This is a genomic window from Mesorhizobium sp. P2_E10, assembly GCF_056404235.1.
In genome coordinates this window covers 267,633-285,223 of sequence record NZ_JBFUEK010000003.1, presented here as the reverse complement: position 1 = coordinate 285,223, position 17,591 = coordinate 267,633, and the positions used below count along the sequence as shown (strand labels likewise).

The following is a 17,591-nucleotide window of genomic DNA, read 5'->3' as shown; positions in this document are numbered from 1 at the left end:
GGTCGGGGGGCCGTTCATATGTCAGATACGCCGCTGGTCTTGGTACGCAACGTCGCCAAACGCTTTGGCGGCACCATCGTACTCGAAGACATGAGCCTTGCCGCCAGGCGCGGCACCATCCACGCCATTGTCGGGGAAAGCGGCGCCGGCAAATCGACCCTGGTCAAGCTCCTGGCCGGCATCTTGAGGCCGGACAGCGGCACGATCGAGATAAACGGCCGGAAGGTGGCCCTCGACAGTCCGAATGCCGCGCGCAAGCACGGCATCGGCGTGGTGCTGCAGCAGTCGGCGCTCTTTCCCGACCGCCCCGTGCTGGCCAATCTCTTCGTCAACCGGGAGCCGCTGCGCAGCGGCCTTGTTTCCCGCCGCGAGATGGCGGCGCGCAGCTTCGACCTGCTTCGCCAGCTCGGCCTTTCCGCCGACGTCCGCGCTCCGCTCGGCGAACTCGATGCGGCCGAACGCCAACTGGTCAACATCGCCCGGGCGCTTCTGGAGAATCCGAGGCTGCTCCTGCTCGACGAGCCGACCGAAACGCTCGACCGGTGCCAGAGCGAGCGGCTGTTTTCGGTGCTCAACGGGCTGAAGGCCAGGGGCATGACCATGCTCTTTGTGTCGAACCGGCTGGAGGAAGCGCTTGGCCTCGCCGACGAACTGACGGTGATGCGCAACGGCCGCGACGTGCTGTCGAAGGCGCGGCAGGAGCTGACGGCATCCGAGGAAACCATGATCGGCCGGTTGCGCCACGCGCTGTTCCCGGTGCCGTTGCGTTCATTGTCGACCATCGCCGGCACGCTGCGGCCGCAGCTTACAGTGACAGCCTTGAGCGGAGGCCGGCTTGCCGATGCCAACTTCAGCGCCCGTGCCGGCGAGATCGTCGGCCTTGCCGGGCTCGCCGGTTCCGGCGTGTCGGATCTGCTTGCCATGCTGTTCGGGCAACGCAAGGAGCGCAAGGGCAAGGTGCGTTTTCCGGATGGCGATGGCCTGCCTAAGAACCGGACGGAAGCGGCGCGCCGTAGCATCTGCCTGATCTCGAACCAGGGCGGCGACGGCTTGATGCCCGACAGATCCATCGCCTTCAACCTCTCCAGCGTGGTTGTCGGCGCGCGCGACTGGGGGCGGCGCTGGTATTCGCCGGCGGCGGCAACCGAGCGCGCGGCGCGGCAGATCGAGGCACTGCGTGTCCGCAGCGGTCCCGATGAACTTGCCGGCACGCTGTCGGCCGGCGGCCGGCAGAAGGTGGCCGTCGCCAGGTGGCTGGAGATCGGCCCGCAGGTGGTGTTGCTCGACGATCCCGCGCGCGGCATCGACATTTCCAGCAAGCAGGAGATCTACGGCTTGATCCGCCAGATGGCGGCGAGCGGCTGCATCGTGCTCATGCACTCGACCGAGATGTCCGAACTGGCTGGGCTTTGCGACCGCGTGCTTGCCTTCCATCGCGGCCGGCTTGCCGGCGAGGTGGCGGGCGCGGATATGGATGCGGTTGCCGTTCGCAGGCTCATCACCGGCGACGAGACAGCCGCGCCGGCCGAGCAGGCGACCACAGGCCGGAGGGATGCGGCATGACCGAAACCGTCACCGTCCCGCGGCTGGCGGGGTCGGCCGTGCCCAAGCCAGGGCGAAGCTTTCGCCTGCCGGGGACGACGGGCGTGGTCCTTATGCTGGCCGTGGTCATCGGTTTGCTCGGCCTGCTGCACCGCCCCTTCCTGGAGCCCGCCAGTCTCGTCGCGCTGCTGGAGCAGGCCGCCCTGCCCGGCCTGCTCGCCATCGGCATGGTGTTCGTGCTCGCCGTTCGCGGGATAGACCTGTCGGTGGCTGCCGTGTTCCACATCACGGCACTGCTTGCCGCGCTGCTGATGCGGGCTGGCGTCGATCCCTGGTTGTCCGCTGTGGCCGGCGTCGCGCTCGGCGCCGGCATCGGCCTCGTCAACGGGCTGCTCGCGCTGGCACTGCGCGTCCCGGTCCTCATTGTCACGCTCGGCACCTGGTGGATGATCGACGGGCTGTCGCTGGTGCTCGGCAAAGGACAGGCGATTGCCCCGCCGGCGGGAGACAGCAGCCTCTTTGCGACGCTCTCCGGCAAGGCCTTCGGGATCGTGCCGGCGACGGTCGTGATCTTTGTCCTGCTGGCGCTTGCGTTGCAGGTGGTGCTGCAGCGGACCCGCTTCGGCTACCGGGTACAGGCGACAGGCAGCAATCCGGAAGCCGCCGCCCATGCCGGCATCGCGACCGGCAAGGTCCGGCTGACGGCGCTGGCGCTGATGGGCGCAGTTGCGGGGCTCGCCGGCGTCGTCCATCTCGGTGCGCAGGGCTCGATTTCGCCCAATGATGGCAATGGCTTTGCGCTGCTGGCAATCGCCGCAGCGCTGCTTGGCGGCACGAGGCTGTCGGGCGGCCACGGCAGCGTCATCGGCGCCGCCATCGGCATGCTGGTCATCCAGGCGGTGCTGAGCGGGGCCGCACTGCTCGGCATCGATGCCACATGGACCAGTTTCGCCGTCGGCGCGCTGCTGGTGCTGGCGCTGGCGGTCGACCGGCTGGGCAGGACATGGCGCGGCTGGCGCGCTGAGCGCAGGCAGAACGGCGCGCGCGGCTGAGGCCGGCCGCCGCCAACCTCACACAAATATCACCCAAACTGATGCAATCTGATGGGACCGCTGATGGCGCCGGCGATTGCGTTGACTTCCACTGATCGATGGAGGCTTGCCAACCGTCGAAAAAGGGAATGCTCTGCTGCGTTCCAGATCGGCGCTGGCAAGAGAATGCGATCAGGGCTTTGCCGTGATCAAACGCCGGATGCGGAGGCCATTTCAACATGGGAGGAAAGCAAATGCTGACGAGGCTACGATTACTTGTGCTTGGCTTGATTGTGGCGCTGGCCATTCCGGCAGCGGCGCAGGCCAAGACCTTCTACTGGATTTCGCATGGCGGCCCGGCTGACCCGGTGTGGACCTACTTCCTCGCCGGCGCCAAGCAATGGGCGAAGGACACCGGCAACACCGTCAACACCTCGTTCCACAATGGCGACGTGGCATCGCAGCAGGAAGCTGTTCGTGCCGCCATCTCCGCTAAGGCCGACGGCATCGTCACCACCAGCCCCGATCCGGGCAGCCTGGTCGAGATCGTCAAGGAAGCGCGGACGGCGAAAATCCCGATCATCAATTTCAACACGCCCGACCCGAAGGCGAACTTCAACGCCTATGTCGGCGGCGACAACGTCACTTTCGGCAAGCACTGGGCGCAATATCTGGTCGACAAGGGCCTGGTGAAGAAAGGCGATTTCGTCTGGATGCCGGTTGAAGTCCCGGGCGCCACTTATGGCGTTCAGGAAGAAGAAGGCATCAAGAGCGTCTTCGGCCCGCTCGGCATCACCTATGAAATCACCGAAGCCACGCTCGACCAGGCCGAAGTGATCAGCCGCATGGTCGATTACCTCACCGCCAACAAGGCCAAGGTCAAGGCGATCATCGGCCTCGGCGATCTGGTGACCGGCTCGATCAAGCGGGTCTTCGATCAGGTCGGCATCAAGCCGGGCGAGGTCCCGGTCGTCGGCTGGGGCAACTCGCTCGACACCACACAAGAAGTGCTGAACGGCTACGTCAATGCCGGGCAGTGGCAGGACCCGCAAGCGACCAGCTATGTGGCGCTTTCGCTCGCCGCCATGGCCGCCGGCGGCATTCCTCCGGGCTTCAATGTCATAACCGGCGCGCTCTACGAAAAGGACACCGCGCAGGTCTACGACGACATCCTGTCCGGCAAGTAAAATCCGAGACGCAACAGTCGCGACCGTATCCGCGGTCGCGGCTGTCTTGTCCATCCGCCGGGCTGCACACACAATGTGCAGGTCTCAGCCAATTCCCATCCTGTGTCGCGGGTCCCAATTGGAAAATCGTTCCCTCATCCAACGCCTGATCGCGAGGCCGGAATTCGGGCCTTTCGTGCTGCTGGTCATCGAGCTCGCCGTGTTCTGGGGGTTCAATCATGACTTCCTGTCGCCGCAGAACATCTCCAACATACTGGCCTTCACCGTTGAGCTCGGCCTGATTGCGCTGGCGATGACATTGCTGATGACATCGGGCGAATTCGACCTCTCGGTCGGATCGCTGTTCGGTTTCTCGCCGGTGCTGATGTGGACGCTGTTCAACAGCGGCGTCACCTCGCTGGAGGTCGGCTTCGTCGTTGCCTTGCTGGTCGCCGCCTTCATCGGGCTGATCAATGGCTGGTTCGTGACGCAGCTCAAGATCCCGTCCTTCCTGGTAACGCTCGGCATGCTGCTGGTGGTGCGCGGCACCGCTTTGTTCGTCACCGACGGATTTCCGCAGCGCACCTGGAGCGCGGAGGGCAGCTGGCTGGCCGAGGCGCTGGTCGGTGATTTCTTCATCGGCCCGTTCCGCATCTACATGTCGCTGTTCTGGTTCATCGCCGCAGCAATAGCGCTCGGCTATGTGCTGACGCAGAGCCGGACCGGCAACTGGATCCAGGCGGCGGGCGGCAACCCAGGTGCTGCGCGGGCGCGCGGCGTCAATGTCAGCGGCGTCAAGATCGGCCTGTTCGTGCTGTCGTCACTGATGGCCTCATTCGCCGGCGTCATCTCTTCGCTGCGCACCTCGGCGGCCAACCCCAATAGCGGCACCGGCTACGAGCTCGAAGTCATCGCCATGGTGGTGATCGGCGGCACGGCGCTGACCGGCGGACGCGGCACCATCATCGGCACCGTGCTCGGTATCCTGATCCTGCGCGTGATGCGCAACGGCATCGTGCTGATCGGCGTCCCCGGCCTTGCCTACAACATCTTCATCGGCGCCATCATCCTCGGCATGATGGCGCTTCATTCATGGCTGGAACGCCGGCATCAGGCAGGGACTTGAACCATGGCTGAACCGCTTATCCGCATGGAAAACATCCGCAAGTCTTACGGGCGCGTACAGGCGCTCGAGGACGCCAATTTCCATGTCAATGAAAGGGAGATTGTTGGCCTGCTCGGCGACAATGGCGCCGGCAAGTCGACGCTGATCAAGGTTTTGTCGGGTGCGGTGCCACTGACCAGCGGCGACATTTTCATCCGCGGCAAGAAGGTGAACCTGCGCAGCACCAGCGACGCCATCGCCCATGGCATCGAGACGATCTATCAGGATTCGGCGTTGGTCACGCAATTGTCGATCGCCCGCAATCTGTTTCTCGGGCGCGAGCCGATCAAGCCGCCGCGTTTCCTCAACCGGATGGACCAGGAGGCGATGAACGTGGTCGCACGCGACCTGCTCAAGCAGGTCGGCATCTCGAAAAACATCCCGCCGACGACGCCGATCGGCTCGCTGTCGGGTGGTGAGCGGCAGGCGGTGGCGATCGCACGCGCCATGCATTTCGACAGCGACCTCATCATCCTCGACGAGCCGACCAACAATCTTGGCGTCGCCGAGACGCAAGGCGTGCTGAGCTTCGTGCGCAGCGCCCGTGATTCCGGTCATTCCTGCATCTTCATCGCCCACAACATCCATCACGTCTTTCAGGTGGTCGACCGCATCGTCGTCATGCGCCGGGGCAAGGTGGTCGCCGACGACATCGACCCGAAGAAGACCAATGTCGCCGAGGTCGAACGGATCATCACTGGCATGTCGGACAAGGAGATCCACGACGCCGTCGTCGAAGGCACGCAGCGGCCGGGCTGAGCAGTCATCCCGGCTGCTTACATCGTTGTCTGGCACGGGATCGCATCAGCTCTAACTCTTTGTTGAGCATGATCTTTGGGACAAAACGGTTCCCGTTTGTCCGAGTAAACCGGTTCCCACTTTTCGGGATCATGCTCTATGACTGTGACCATGAAAGCCACCGTTTCGGACATCGCCAGGAGCTGCGGCCTGTCGACGGCGACCGTCGACCGGGTGCTCAACAATCGTCCGGGCGCCAGCGCTGCCAACCGGCAACGGGTGATGGAGGCGGCCAAGCAGCTCGGCTATCTGCCTGTCGTCGACCAGGTGACGCTGCCGTCGCGGCCGGCGCATCTCGAATTCTTCCTGCCGATCGGCAGCAACGCCTTCATGATCGACCTGGCCAGCCACATCGAGGACTATGCGGCGCGCCTGCCGCTTGTCGCTTCCTGCCGCATCCACAATCTCGCCGGCATCTCGCCCGGCGCATTGCAGGCGGCCGTCGAAAACCTCTCGCTCAGGGCGAACGGCGTCGGCGTCATTGCTGTGGACCATCCGAGAACCCGCAACATACTGCGCGAGATCGTCGACGCCGGCATACGCCTCGTCACGCTGGTGTCTGACGTTCCAGCAGCACCGCGCTCGGCCTATGTCGGCATCGACAACCGGGTGGCCGGGCGCACCGCGGCATTGTTGATGGGGCGCTTCCTGGCGGGGCGTACCGGTCATCTGGCGATGGTCGTCGGCTCGCGCTCCTATCGCGGACACGAGGAGCGCGAAATGGGCTTTCGTTCGGTGCTGAACGAGGAATTCCCCAACCTGACCATCACCAGCGCGGTCGAGATCAACGACGAGCCGGAGGGCAGCTACACCGCGACGATGAAGGCGCTGCACAACGAGCCGGAACTGCTCGGCATCTATTGCGTCGGCGCCGGACGTTCGGGCGTGGCGAAAGCGCTGCGCGAAGCCAAGCCGCAGAAGAAGCCGGTGTTCATCTGCCACGATCTGACCAGGGAAACGCGCGGCTACCTCGTCGACGACCTGCTCGATGTCGTCATCGACCAGAATGCGCGGCTGATCGCCGAGCAATCGGTCATTCGCCTGCTCGGCTCAATCGCCTCATCGGCGCCCTATCTGACCAAGAAATTCATCGAGCCACGGCTGATCTTCAAGGAAAACGTGCCGGTGCAGTGAATTCGCGGCGAAGGCCGCTTTTTGCGGATTTGTACGACATATCGGGGCAGATGCCGCAAATCTGCACAGCTGCTATGCAACTTTTATGGTTGCCGAATCATTAAGCAGCCCGTAATCATACGGGTGTCGGCCATCTACTCCTCCCAGATGCGATGCCGACGCTGAATGCGGCGCACCTCCTCCCGCGTCTCATTCGAAATCGAGCCCGCTGCCACCTCCTCCCGGCAGCGGGCTTTTTTCGTTCTGGCCTGAAGTTTCAGCGGCAAGAGGGCGGGAAAGTCGGAGCCTTTGGCGGCAATTACCTTGCCGCGGCGCCCCTGAAAGAGGCGATGAGCCCTTCCGCCATGCGCACGAACTGCGCGCTGGGGCCTTCGGCGCCGACGCTTTGCTGGCTGACGCGCGCGCCTTCAAGCAACAGCGACAATGTATCGGCGAGCAGTTCCGCCTGACCGATGCCGGCATCCCGGCACAGCGTCACAAGGCGATCGCGCTGGGCTTCCTTGAGCTCCTTGATCACGCGTCTTGCCGGATGGTCGGTCTCGCTCAACTCGACGGCGGCATTGGCCATGTCGCAACCGCGGCCATCAGCCCTGAGCATATCGGCGGCCTTGCTGACCCAGGCGTGCAGCTGCGCAAGCTTGTCGCCGGGGTGCTGAGCCTCAAATGCATCCCACATCGCGCCGGCCTTGCACGCGGTGGCGCGCAGGCATTCGATGATCAGATCGTCCTTGGATTCGAAATGACGGTACAACGTCATCTTGTTGGTGCCGGCGGCTTCGGTGATGGCGTCGACGCCGACGCCCTTGATGCCATGCTTGTGAAACATGTCTTGCGCCGTCTCCAGGATTCGATCCCGGGGGCGCACGCGTTCCGAAGTGCCGTCTACCATCGAAAGTCTCCTTGTCTCCCTAAAAATCCGGTACGCCTCTTGACTAGGGTGTTACCGGTCTGTAACGTCATGAATGTTACTTACTGGTAACACCCATATTGCCTCTCGTCAACGACAGTATCGCCGCAGGGCCCTGCCGAGACGAAATAGGGCAGGAAAACTGCAAGTCATGCGGCTTTGGCCGGTGAGAACGACAAAAACGGTTCGCGATCATCCGATGCGAATCGCCAGCCAAGGAGCCGCTCCAATGTTGCAGCGCAAGGATCTGACGATCGATGAAGCCATCCGGGATCCGATGATCCGGCTGGTGATGAAGGCGGACCGTGTCGACCCGCAGTCGTTCGAAACGATGCTGCGGTCCCTGGCCGATGAGCAGGGCCTGAGCCGCAAGGCGCCGTCGGGTTTTCTGGCGGACCCGGGTTCGGGGCGCAGCCGGCGACTGTCCAAGGTTGCCAGAGCGTTTGGTGAAGCGAAGGCATTTGGCGAGGCGTGCGTCTCATGGTGAACTTCTTCATCCACCGTCCGATCTTCGCCTCGGCGATCGCCATCATCATGGTGCTCGCCGGGACGATTTGCTATTTCCTGCTGCCGGTCTCGCAGTTTCCCGACATCACCCCGCCCCAGGTCGTGGTCAGCGCCCATTATCCCGGCGCCAGTGCGCAAGTCGTCGCCGACACCGTCACGACGCCGCTCGAACAGCAGATCAACGGCGTCCAGGGCATGACCTATATGTCGTCGTCGAGCTCCAATGACGGCTCGTCGACGATCACCATCACCTTCGACGTCGGCTATTCGCTCAGCACTGCCGCCGTCGACGTCCAGAACCGGGTGTCGCAGGCGGCGTCCTCGCTGCCGGCGATCGTCAACCAGGGCGGCGTGACGATCAAGAAGCAGAACCCGAACTTCGTGCTGATCGTCGACCTGACATCGCCGGACGGCTCCGTCGATCCGGTGGCGCTGAGCAACCTCGCCTATCTGCAGGTCGTCGATCCGCTGAAGCGCCTGCCCGGCGTCGGCGACGTGCAGATCTTCGGCGAGCGGCGCTATTCAATGCGCGTCTGGCTCGACCCTGACAAGCTCGCCAATCTCGGCATCACCGCCGTCGACGTGCAGAACGCCATCGCCGAGCAGAACGTCCAGGTGGCGGCCGGCAAGATCGGCCAGTCGCCGGCTCCGGCCGGCACCGCCTTCGAAATGCAAGTCAACGCCGTCGGCCGGTTGAGCGACCCGAAGGAATTCGGCGACATCATCGTGCGCGCCAATGCGGCTTCCGGCTCGCTGGTACGGCTGCGCGACGTCGCCCGCATCGAACTCGGCGCGCTGCAATATTCGTCGTCGGCCTTCTTCGGCAAGGATCCGACGGTGGTGCTCGCCGTCTACCAGATGCCTGGTTCCAACGCGCTCGATCTGCAGCAGCGCGTCAAGGACAAGATGCAGGAGCTGTCAGGCCGCTTCCCCAAGGGCGTCAGCTACGCCATGCACTATGACACAACGCGCTTCGTCTCGGCCTCTATGCATGACGTGCTGATCACGCTCGGCGAAGCGCTGATCCTGGTTGTCGCCGTGGTGTTCATCTTCCTGCAAAGCTGGCGCACCACGATCATCCCGACCATTGCCATCCCGGTGTCGCTGATCGCGACGCTGGTGGTCATGGAGATGCTCGGCTTCTCACTCAACATGCTCAGCCTGCTCGGCATGGTGCTGGCCATCGGCCTCGTCGTCGACGACGCCATCGTCGTGGTCGAAAACGTCGAACGACAACTCGAGGCCGGCCTCAAGCCGCTGGCCGCGACAAAGGCGGCGATGGCCGAAGTCACCGGCCCGATCATCGCCACCACCGCCGTGCTGATGGCCGTGTTCGTGCCGGTCGCCTTCATTCCCGGCGTTTCCGGGCGCCTCTACAATCAGTTTGCTTTAACAGTGGCGATCTCCGTCGGCATTTCCGCCTTCAACTCGCTGACGCTCAGCCCGGCGCTCAGCGCCGCCTTCCTGCGCCATCGCGGCGAGACGCGGTTCGCCCCGTTCCGCTGGTTCAACACAGGCTTCGACCGGCTGTCGCATGCCTATGCGCATGGCGTGCGCATCCTCATCCGTCTGCGCTGGATCATGCTCGGCCTGTTTGCGGCCGGACTGGTCGCCACCTATTTCGTCTGGCAGCGCCTGCCCTCGACTTTCCTTCCGGTCGAGGACCAGGGCTACTTCTTCGTCGTCATCCAGTTGCCCGATGGTGCCGCACTGGAGCGCACCGACGCGGTGGCGAAGAAGGCGCGCGACATCCTGCAGTCGACGCCCGGCGTCGATATCGTCGGCTCGATCTCAGGCCTGAACTTCCTGACCAGCGCCGCGCAATCGAACTCGGCGGTCGAGTTCGCCATCCTCAAGCCATGGGATGAACGCGGACCGGACCAGAGCGCCTCGAAGCTCGTCGCCGAGGTGCGCAACAAGCTGCTGCAGATACCGGAAGCCTTTGCGCTGAGCTTCGATCCACCGTCGATCCCCGGCATCGGCACCACCGGCGGCTTCGAATTCCAGGTCGAGGACCTGACCGGCCGTGGCGCCATTGCGCTCAACGATGCAACGCAGGCGGTGCTTGCCGAAGCGCGCAAGCAGCCCGAGCTCAACCCGCAACAGCTGTTCTCGTCGTTCTCGACCTCGACGCCGCAGTTCAACTACGAGCTCGACCGCAATAAGGCCAAGCTGCTCGGCCTCAACCTGCCGGATGTGTTCAACACGCTGCAGATCTATCTCGGCTCGCTCTACGTCAACGACTTCAGCCTGTTCGGCCGCACCTTCCGGGTGACGATGCAGGCCGACAAGGATGCGCGCGCCGGTGCGGCCGACATTTCGCGGCTCTACGTGCGCAACGCTTCCGGAGGCATGGTGCCGCTCAGCACGCTGGGCAAGCTGGTGCCGATCGTCGGTCCGGAGACCGTCCCGCACTACAACAACAATGCATCGGCGCTGATCAACGGCGGAGCCGCACCCGGCTTCTCCTCTGGCCAGGCGGTGGCGGCCATGGAACGCGCCGCGGCGACGGCCCTGCCGAGGGATTTCGGCTACGAGTGGACCGGCATCACCTATCAGGAGCTCAAGGCGGGATCGATTGCATCCGTCGTGTTCGGCCTCGCCATCGTCTTCGTCTTCCTGATCCTCGCCGCGCAGTATGAGAGTTGGGCGATGCCGTTCATGGTGCTGCTGGCGGTGCCGCTGGCCCTGTTCGGCGCCTTCGCGGTGCTGTGGGTACGTGGCATGCAGATCGACGTGTACTCGCAGATCGGCTTCGTCATGCTGATCGGGCTGGCGGCCAAGAACGCCATTCTGATCGTCGAGTTTGCGCGGCGCCGACGCGAGGAAGGCTTGAGCATCGTCGACGCCGCGATGGAAGCGGCACGGCTGCGGTTGCGGCCGATCCTGATGACCGCCTTTGCCTTCATCCTCGGCGTGCTGCCGCTGATGTTTGCCACCGGCGCAGGTGCCGCAAGCCGTCAGTCGATCGGCACCACCGTCTTTGGCGGCATGGTCGCGGCGACCATCCTGTCGCTGGTGTTCGTGCCGGTCTTCTACGCGGTGATCGAACAGCTGCGCGAGCGCCGCAGCAACGGCGAAGCCGTTTCCGAACCAACTGAACCAACTGCCGAACCCGTCTACGCGCCCTTGGCGCAAGCGGCCGAATAGGATTGGAGACTGATCATGCGTAAATGGAAAATCGCGTTGGGTGCGGCGGTCGCCCTGGGGGCGATCTCGGTGGCGAGCGTTCACTGGCTCGACATGGGCAATCTCAGCCTCAATGCCGGTACGGCAGCAGCGACGCCGGCTCCGGCCGCGTTTGTCATGCCGGTGCCGGTGGTCAGCGTCGTCAAGAAGACGATCCCGATCTATCTCGACTATGCCGCGCGCACCGAGCCGATCCGCAGCATCACGCTGCAGGCGCGCGTGCCGGGCTATTTGCAGGAGCAGGCTGCTGCCGACGGTGTCGACGTCAAGCAAGGCGACCTGCTCTACCGGATCGCCCCGCAGGATTTCCAGGCTGCTCTCGACCAGGCCAACGCGCAGGTGCAGCGTGACACGGCAACGCTTGACTATGCCCGCTCCAATCTCGGCCGCGGCAGCGAGCTCGCCAAGAGCGGCTACATCGCCAAGGACGCGTTCGACCAGCGCACCAGCACCTTGCGCGAGGCCGAGGCGTCGCTGGCCGTCAACAAGGCCGCCGTGCGGACGGCAGAGCTCAATTTGAGCTACGCCGAAATCAAGGCGCCGTTCGCCGGCCGCATCGGTCGCAACCAGGCCTCCGTCGGCACGCTGGTCAGTGTCGCCGGCACCGTGCTCAACACGCTGGTGCAGCTCGACCCGATCTACGTCACCTTCAATCCCAGCGAAACCGATCTGGCGCAGATCGAGGAAGCTCGCGCCGCGGGACCGATCGACGTCGACATCCTGCTGCCCGGCGACACCGAAGCGCGCCAGAAGGGCGAACTTACCTTCATCGACAACACGATCGATCCCTCGACCGGCACCATCACGGCGCGGGCAACGATCGGCAACGGCAAGTTCACGCTGCTGCCCGGCCAATATGTCCGGGTCAGGCTGCACATCAAGCAGCAGCCCGATGCGCTGATGGTGCCGCAGACGGCGCTGGGCTCGAGTCAGCTCGGCAAATATCTCTACGTCGTCGGCAAGGGCAACACGGTCGACCAGCGCATCGTTTCGCTCGGCCCGATCAACGGCGATCTGGTGGCTATCCTCAGCGGCGTGGCCGAAGGCGACCAGGTGATCACAGGCAATCTGCAGAAGATCGGACCCGGAATGCCGATCTCGCCATTGCCCCAGGAGAAACCGGCCAGCTGATAACCCCCATCAGACAAGGTCGTGTGGCGCCCTCGGTTCCCACACCGAGGGCGCCTTTTTGTTGAGGAGTGCGACGAGGCCGGCGACATCGGCGCGTTCGGCTTTGGCCGCAGGCATGAAGGCGCAATAGGGATGGCCGAGACGCACCGACACGGATGAGAGCGCGATGAGGCGCCCGGATTCCAGATCGGCGCGGGCCATGACCCGCTGGCCAAGGGCTATGCCCAGACCCAGCCTTGCAGCTGATATCGCCAGGCTGGACAGGCCGACGCGCCGTCCATGCGAAGGATCGGGCGAACGGCTGCCTCCCGAGGCAGCGAACCAGTCGGCCCAGCTCGGATGCGTGGCATAGTTCGGGCCCCAGTTGGTGTGGATGAACAGGCTCTCGTGCAGCTCGGTCAGGTCGGGCGCGCCGCTGCCATGCCGACGCCAGAATTCCGGCGCGCAGACCGGCAGCACGTCGTCATGGACGAGACGGACGAGTTTCAAGCCGGGATAGTGATAGTCGCCATAGGAGATGCGCAGGTCAATGTTCTGGCGCGCAATATCGACCGGGTCATCCTCGACGCGGACGTCAATCGCCATATGCGGAAAGGCTTCGAGCAGCACGGCCAGCCGCGGCGCCAGCCACAGTTCGGCCAGCGAAAACGGCACGCTGACGACAAGGCGGGTTCTCAAAGTCCCTTCCAGCATGCGCTGGCCGATCGCGGCGATGTCGCCCAAGGCGCGCGCGGTCTGCGGATAGATGGCGTGGCCGGCATCGGTCAACGCGATGCGGTTGCCGGTGCGCACGAACAGCTGCTTGCCGAACCAGTTCTCGAGATTGCGGATCTGCTGGCTGACCGCGGCGGAGGAAACACCGAGTTCGGTGGCCGCGAGCGTGAAGCTGCCGGCGCGCGCCGCCACCTCGAAGGTCTTGATCGCATTGAGGGGCGGCAATCGTTCCACCTTGTCACCATAGGTTTTTCTTTCGCAACCCTAATAATTTTCCGCGTTGAGAGAAAGATTTTTTTGCCGTCTTCTGCGGTCTCAGCCTTGGAGCAAGAGACATGAAAGACATTCTCGACCTGGACCGCTACCCGCTCGACCGTGAAGGCAGCGCCGAATGGAAACACCTTTTGGAAACCTCCAGAGCGGCGCTGGCAGCCGACGGCATGTTCAATCTCGAAGGTTTTCTGCGGCCCGGCGTCGCCGAAAAGGCGGTCTGGGAAATCCAGCCGGTGATGGACACGCACTCGCACGTGCACAAGCGCAAGCACAACATCTACTTCAAGCCTGACCTTCCGGAGCTTGCGCCCGACCATCCGGCGCTGCGCAAGGTCGAGACGGTCAGCCATACGGTGTGCGCCGACCAGATCCCCGGCAGCGTCGTGCTGGCCATCTACGAGTACGAACCGCTGCTGCGCTTCCTGGCAGCGGCGATGGGCAAGACGAAGCTGCATGTGATGGAGGATCCGCTGGCGCGCACCAATGTGATGGGCTACCGCGCCGGCGAGGCGCTGAACTGGCATTTCGACCGTTCGGAATTCACCACCACGCTGCTGTTGCAGGCGGCCGAGGGCGGCGGCGATCTCGAATACCGCACCGACCTCCGTTCCGACGACAATCCCAACTATGACGGCGTGGCGAAACTGCTCGAAGGCCGCGACCCCGAGGCAAAAATCCTTCGCATGAAGGCGGGCACGCTGAATGTCTTCCGCGGCAAGAACACCGCGCATCGCGTCACCACCGTTGAGGGCGAACGCGAGCGGATGATCGCGGTGTTCTCCTACTACGAGAAGCCGGGTGTGATGTTCAGCAACGAGGAGCGGGTCGGCTTCTACGGCCGGGCGGCTTGAGGCCAAAGAGGCCGGCATGCCACCGAACGAAAAGAATCCAAAAATGACCTCTTGTTAGATTGTCGACAATCTGATTGTCTTACCTTCTGTTCTCGCTGGAGTGGGCCGGATGGTGACGACGGATTTCAGCCCGATTGCCGACACGACGCGACGCGCCGAAATCGTGGCGCTGCTGCGACGCGCGATCCTGACCGGCCAACTGCAACCAGGCCAGAAGCTCAATGAGCTCAGGATTTCCGAACAGATGCGCGTCAGCCGCGCGCCCCTGCGCGAGGCAATGCGCGAGCTGGTGCAGGAAGGCATCCTGACCAGCATCCCCTATGCCGGCACCTTCGTCATCGATGTCACCGCCAAGGACATCGATGATGCGTATTCGCTCAACCAGGTGCTGGACGAGTTCGCCATCGAACGGACATGGCCACAGCGCGACCAGCGTTTCTTCGATGAGCTTGACCGGCGCCACGAAGCGGTGAAGCAGGCGACCCGCAACCTCGACACCACAAGGCAGATCGAAACGGCGCTGCAACTGCATAGCCTGATCTATGAATGGGCCGAAAATTCGGTGCTTCTGGAAACCTGGCAGCGGCTGACCAGTCGGCTTCAGATGTATTTTGCCCTCCACCAGCATGCGCGCAACGAGCCGGTGCCGGCCGAAGATGTGCACGAGACCTATGTGCGCTTGCTGAAGGGCACGGACATGCGTGCTGCCCAGCGCCATGCCCGCGAGCATATCCACCTCGATTACGAACAGCTGCTTTCCTATGCACGCAGCCTCGAACAGCGCCCCTCAAGGGGCGCCTGACCAGCCATCGTAGACAACGGACAGACACGTGCGGATTAAAACCATAAAAGCCTACCATGTCGTGCAGCCCTTCGTGGACGGGCCCTACCGCATGTCCAAGGGGCGCGAGGCCGACGCCTTCGACGCGGTGATTGTCGCCATAACCTCCGACAGCGGCGTCACCGGCTGGGGCGAGATGGCGCCGCTGGGCAATTTTTATTCCGCCGCCTTCCCTGCCGGCACGCGCGCGGGCGTCGTGGAAACCGCGCCGCATCTCATCGGCCAGGATCCGCGCGGACTGGCCAGCATCGGCCGGCTGATGGACACGGTGTTCAAGGGCCATCCCTACATCAAGTCGGCGCTCGACATGGCCTGCTGGGATCTCGCGGCACGTGCCGCCGACGTGCCGCTGGTCACGCTGCTCGGCGGACGCGAGAGCGAGACGGCGGAGCTCTACAAGGTCGTCACCCATGGCAGCGTCGACGCCATGGCGGCCCTCGCCAAGCGCATCGTCGCTCAGGGCTTTCACCGGCTGCAGGTCAAGGTCGGCGGCAACGTCCATGACGACATCGAGCGCGTCAGCGCGGTCGCCGCTTCGGTGCCGAAAGGCACCGTCATCTTCTGCGACGCCAATGCCGGATGGACGCCCTACCAGGCGCGCCAGTTCGCCGATGCGACGCGCGCCATCGACTACACGTTCGAGCAGCCCTGCACCACGATTGACGAGAACATGTCGGTGCGCCGCATGCTCGACAAGCCGATGGTGCTCGACGAATCCGTGACGTCGCTCGAGGCGATGCTGGAAATACATCGCCTGGGCGCGGCCGATGGGCTGACGCTGAAGATCTCGCGGCTCGGCGGCGTCAGCAAGACGCGGCAGATCCGCGACGTTGCCGTCGACCTCGGCTTCATGATCACGGTGGAGGATACCGGCGGCGCCGAGATCGACACTGCCGCCATGGCGCATCTGTCGCTGTCGACGCCGGAGGAACGCCGGCTGCACGCCATCGCCTTCCACGAATGGGTGACGGTGCGCACCGCCTCCAACAAGCCGCCGGTCACCGGCAGCCGCATGGGCATTCCGGACGGTCCGGGCCTCGGCATCGATGTCTTGCCTGACCTGCTCGGCAAGCCCTTCTTCGAAATTGGCGGCTGAGATGAAAATCCGCCGCATCCATGCCACCCCGATCAACCTGCGGCTCGAAGCACCCTACGCCTGGGTGTTCGGCGAGCTCGACGGCTTCTCGCCGACCATCGTCGAGGTCGAAACCGAGGACGGGCTGATCGGCCTCGGCGAAGCGCCGACACCGGCGGCGGCAGCGATCATCAATGATGTGCTGGCGGCGCGGCTTGTCGGCCGCGACGCCTTCGACATCGCCGGCGCCGAAGAAGTCTGCCTGCCCTACTGGACCGGTGTGCAGTCGATCAACGACCGCAGCCGTATCATGGCCTTCGGCGCCATCGAGATGGCGCTCTGGGACCTGCGCGGCAAGGCGTGGAAGCAGCCGCTCTACCAGCTGCTCGGCGGCGCGGTGCGCAAGGACATCCCGTTCACCGATTATTTCTCGCTGCGCGGTGACGGACCGAAGGTCAAAGGCGAGACGACACCGGAAGCGGTCGCTGATTATTGCGTCGAGATGCATGAGGCGCACGGAACCACCTTCTTCGAAGGCAAGTTCTCGACGCAGGACCCGAAAATCTCGCTGAAAATGGTCGAACTGATCCGCAGGAAACTCGGCGACGAGGCGATGATCCGCATCGATTCCAACCAGGCCTATTCGCTGGCGACAGCGCGTCGGCTGGCGCGGCCGCTGGAAGAGCTCGGCGTGCGCAACTGGGAAGACCCGGTGGCGACCATCGAGGAGATGCGCGAACTGCGCCGCCATTGCTCGATCCCGTTTTCGACCCACAACATCGATATTGCGCGCGCCATGGAAGCCAATGTGCCGGACGCCTTCGTCGGCAACCCGACCGTGCATGGCGGCATCGGCCGCATGCTGCGCTTCGTCGGCGCCTGCGAGCATTCCGGCATCGACTACTGGTGCTACAGCGGCGACAGCGGCATTGGCAGCGCCGCCTATCTGCATCTGTGCGCAGCACTTGGCTGGATTAGGGAGCCGAACCAGTCGCTGTTTCGCATGCTGCCGATGGACGTCATCGAGGAAGGGCCGTTCTCGCCGAGGAACAATGTCGTGCGAGTGCCCGAGGGACACGGCCTCGGCGTCACCCTGTCGCGCGCAAACCTCGCCGCCTGCCACCGCGACTTTGCCGAGAACGGATCCTGCAACAAATATCACGATCCGGTGAAGCCCGGGACCTATCGCCGCCTGCCGCTGAACTAGGAGGAGGAAACACAGAGAAGACGGACACCAGAAAACAGAAGCCTGCTGCCGGATTTCGAC

At 64.0% G+C, this 17,591-nt stretch carries 15 protein-coding genes; 13 read left to right on the top strand and 2 right to left on the bottom strand.

The genetic code is table 11. The annotated features are described in order from the left end of the window. Positions 1-18: 18 nt before the first annotated feature. The 6 genes from AC1D0N_RS10260 to AC1D0N_RS10235 all read left to right on the top strand — a co-directional run bounded on the left by AC1D0N_RS10260 (position 19) and on the right by AC1D0N_RS10235 (position 6,836). Positions 19-1,563, top strand: coding sequence for a sugar ABC transporter ATP-binding protein (locus AC1D0N_RS10260; protein ID WP_477243404.1), 1,545 nt, complete (start codon positions 19-21; stop codon positions 1,561-1,563). Continuing rightward, complete coding sequence (locus AC1D0N_RS10255) at positions 1,560-2,594, top strand: ABC transporter permease (RefSeq protein WP_477243403.1); 1,035 nt, start codon at positions 1,560-1,562, stop codon at positions 2,592-2,594. The genes AC1D0N_RS10260 and AC1D0N_RS10255 overlap by 4 nt, the downstream gene beginning before the upstream one ends. Before the next feature lie 233 nt (positions 2,595-2,827). Next, positions 2,828-3,760: a substrate-binding domain-containing protein gene (locus tag AC1D0N_RS10250; protein WP_477243401.1), complete on the top strand. Its 933-nt coding sequence runs from the start codon at positions 2,828-2,830 to the stop codon at positions 3,758-3,760. Positions 3,761-3,878: 118 nt separating this feature from the next. Beyond that, positions 3,879-4,865 (top strand): ABC transporter permease, encoded by a 987-nt coding sequence (locus tag AC1D0N_RS10245; protein WP_477243399.1) that lies wholly within the window; start codon positions 3,879-3,881, stop codon positions 4,863-4,865. Positions 4,866-4,868: 3 nt separating this feature from the next. Next, positions 4,869-5,663, top strand: coding sequence for an ATP-binding cassette domain-containing protein (locus AC1D0N_RS10240; protein WP_477243398.1), 795 nt, complete (start codon positions 4,869-4,871; stop codon positions 5,661-5,663). A 150-nt stretch (positions 5,664-5,813) separates the two neighbouring features. Beyond that, positions 5,814-6,836: a LacI family DNA-binding transcriptional regulator gene (locus AC1D0N_RS10235; protein WP_477244008.1), complete on the top strand. Its 1,023-nt coding sequence runs from the start codon at positions 5,814-5,816 to the stop codon at positions 6,834-6,836. 298 nt (positions 6,837-7,134) lie between these two features. Here the strand turns inward: AC1D0N_RS10235 and AC1D0N_RS10230 are convergent, their stop codons facing one another. Continuing rightward, complete coding sequence (locus AC1D0N_RS10230) at positions 7,135-7,725, bottom strand: TetR/AcrR family transcriptional regulator (protein WP_477243396.1); 591 nt, start codon at positions 7,723-7,725, stop codon at positions 7,135-7,137. 247 nt (positions 7,726-7,972) lie between these two features. Here AC1D0N_RS10230 and AC1D0N_RS10225 point away from each other — a divergent pair, with 247 nt between their 5' ends. Genes AC1D0N_RS10225 through AC1D0N_RS10215 form a run of 3 tightly spaced genes read left to right on the top strand, consistent with a single transcriptional unit; the run spans position 7,973 to position 12,570 of the window. After that, positions 7,973-8,230, top strand: coding sequence for a hypothetical protein (locus tag AC1D0N_RS10225; RefSeq protein WP_477243395.1), 258 nt, complete (start codon positions 7,973-7,975; stop codon positions 8,228-8,230). Continuing rightward, entirely contained in the window at positions 8,224-11,400 is a 3,177-nt protein-coding gene (locus AC1D0N_RS10220; RefSeq protein WP_477243394.1) for an efflux RND transporter permease subunit, read from the top strand. Before AC1D0N_RS10225 ends, AC1D0N_RS10220 begins: the two co-directional genes overlap by 7 nt. A gap of 15 nt (positions 11,401-11,415) precedes the next feature. Then, on the top strand, positions 11,416-12,570 hold the full coding sequence (locus tag AC1D0N_RS10215) for an efflux RND transporter periplasmic adaptor subunit (RefSeq protein ID WP_477243392.1): 1,155 nt from the start codon (positions 11,416-11,418) through the stop codon (positions 12,568-12,570). Positions 12,571-12,579: 9 nt separating this feature from the next. Here AC1D0N_RS10215 and AC1D0N_RS10210 read toward each other — a convergent pair whose 3' ends face one another. Then, a complete protein-coding gene (locus AC1D0N_RS10210) occupies positions 12,580-13,518 on the bottom strand; it encodes a LysR substrate-binding domain-containing protein (RefSeq protein WP_477243390.1) in 939 nt (312 codons plus the stop codon). A gap of 101 nt (positions 13,519-13,619) precedes the next feature. Between AC1D0N_RS10210 and AC1D0N_RS10205 the strand changes: the two genes are divergently transcribed. The 4 genes from AC1D0N_RS10205 (at position 13,620) to AC1D0N_RS10190 (ending at position 17,531) form a co-directional block, all read left to right on the top strand. Then, positions 13,620-14,408, top strand: a complete 789-nt coding sequence (locus tag AC1D0N_RS10205; protein ID WP_477243389.1) for a HalD/BesD family halogenase — start codon at positions 13,620-13,622, stop codon at positions 14,406-14,408. 109 nt (positions 14,409-14,517) lie between these two features. Next, on the top strand, positions 14,518-15,210 hold the full coding sequence (locus AC1D0N_RS10200; RefSeq protein ID WP_477243387.1) for a GntR family transcriptional regulator: 693 nt from the start codon (positions 14,518-14,520) through the stop codon (positions 15,208-15,210). 28 nt (positions 15,211-15,238) lie between these two features. Next, complete coding sequence (locus AC1D0N_RS10195) at positions 15,239-16,345, top strand: mandelate racemase/muconate lactonizing enzyme family protein (RefSeq protein ID WP_477243385.1); 1,107 nt, start codon at positions 15,239-15,241, stop codon at positions 16,343-16,345. A gap of 1 nt (position 16,346) precedes the next feature. Continuing rightward, positions 16,347-17,531, top strand: coding sequence for a mandelate racemase/muconate lactonizing enzyme family protein (locus AC1D0N_RS10190; RefSeq protein ID WP_477243383.1), 1,185 nt, complete (start codon positions 16,347-16,349; stop codon positions 17,529-17,531). Positions 17,532-17,591 lie beyond the last annotated feature (60 nt).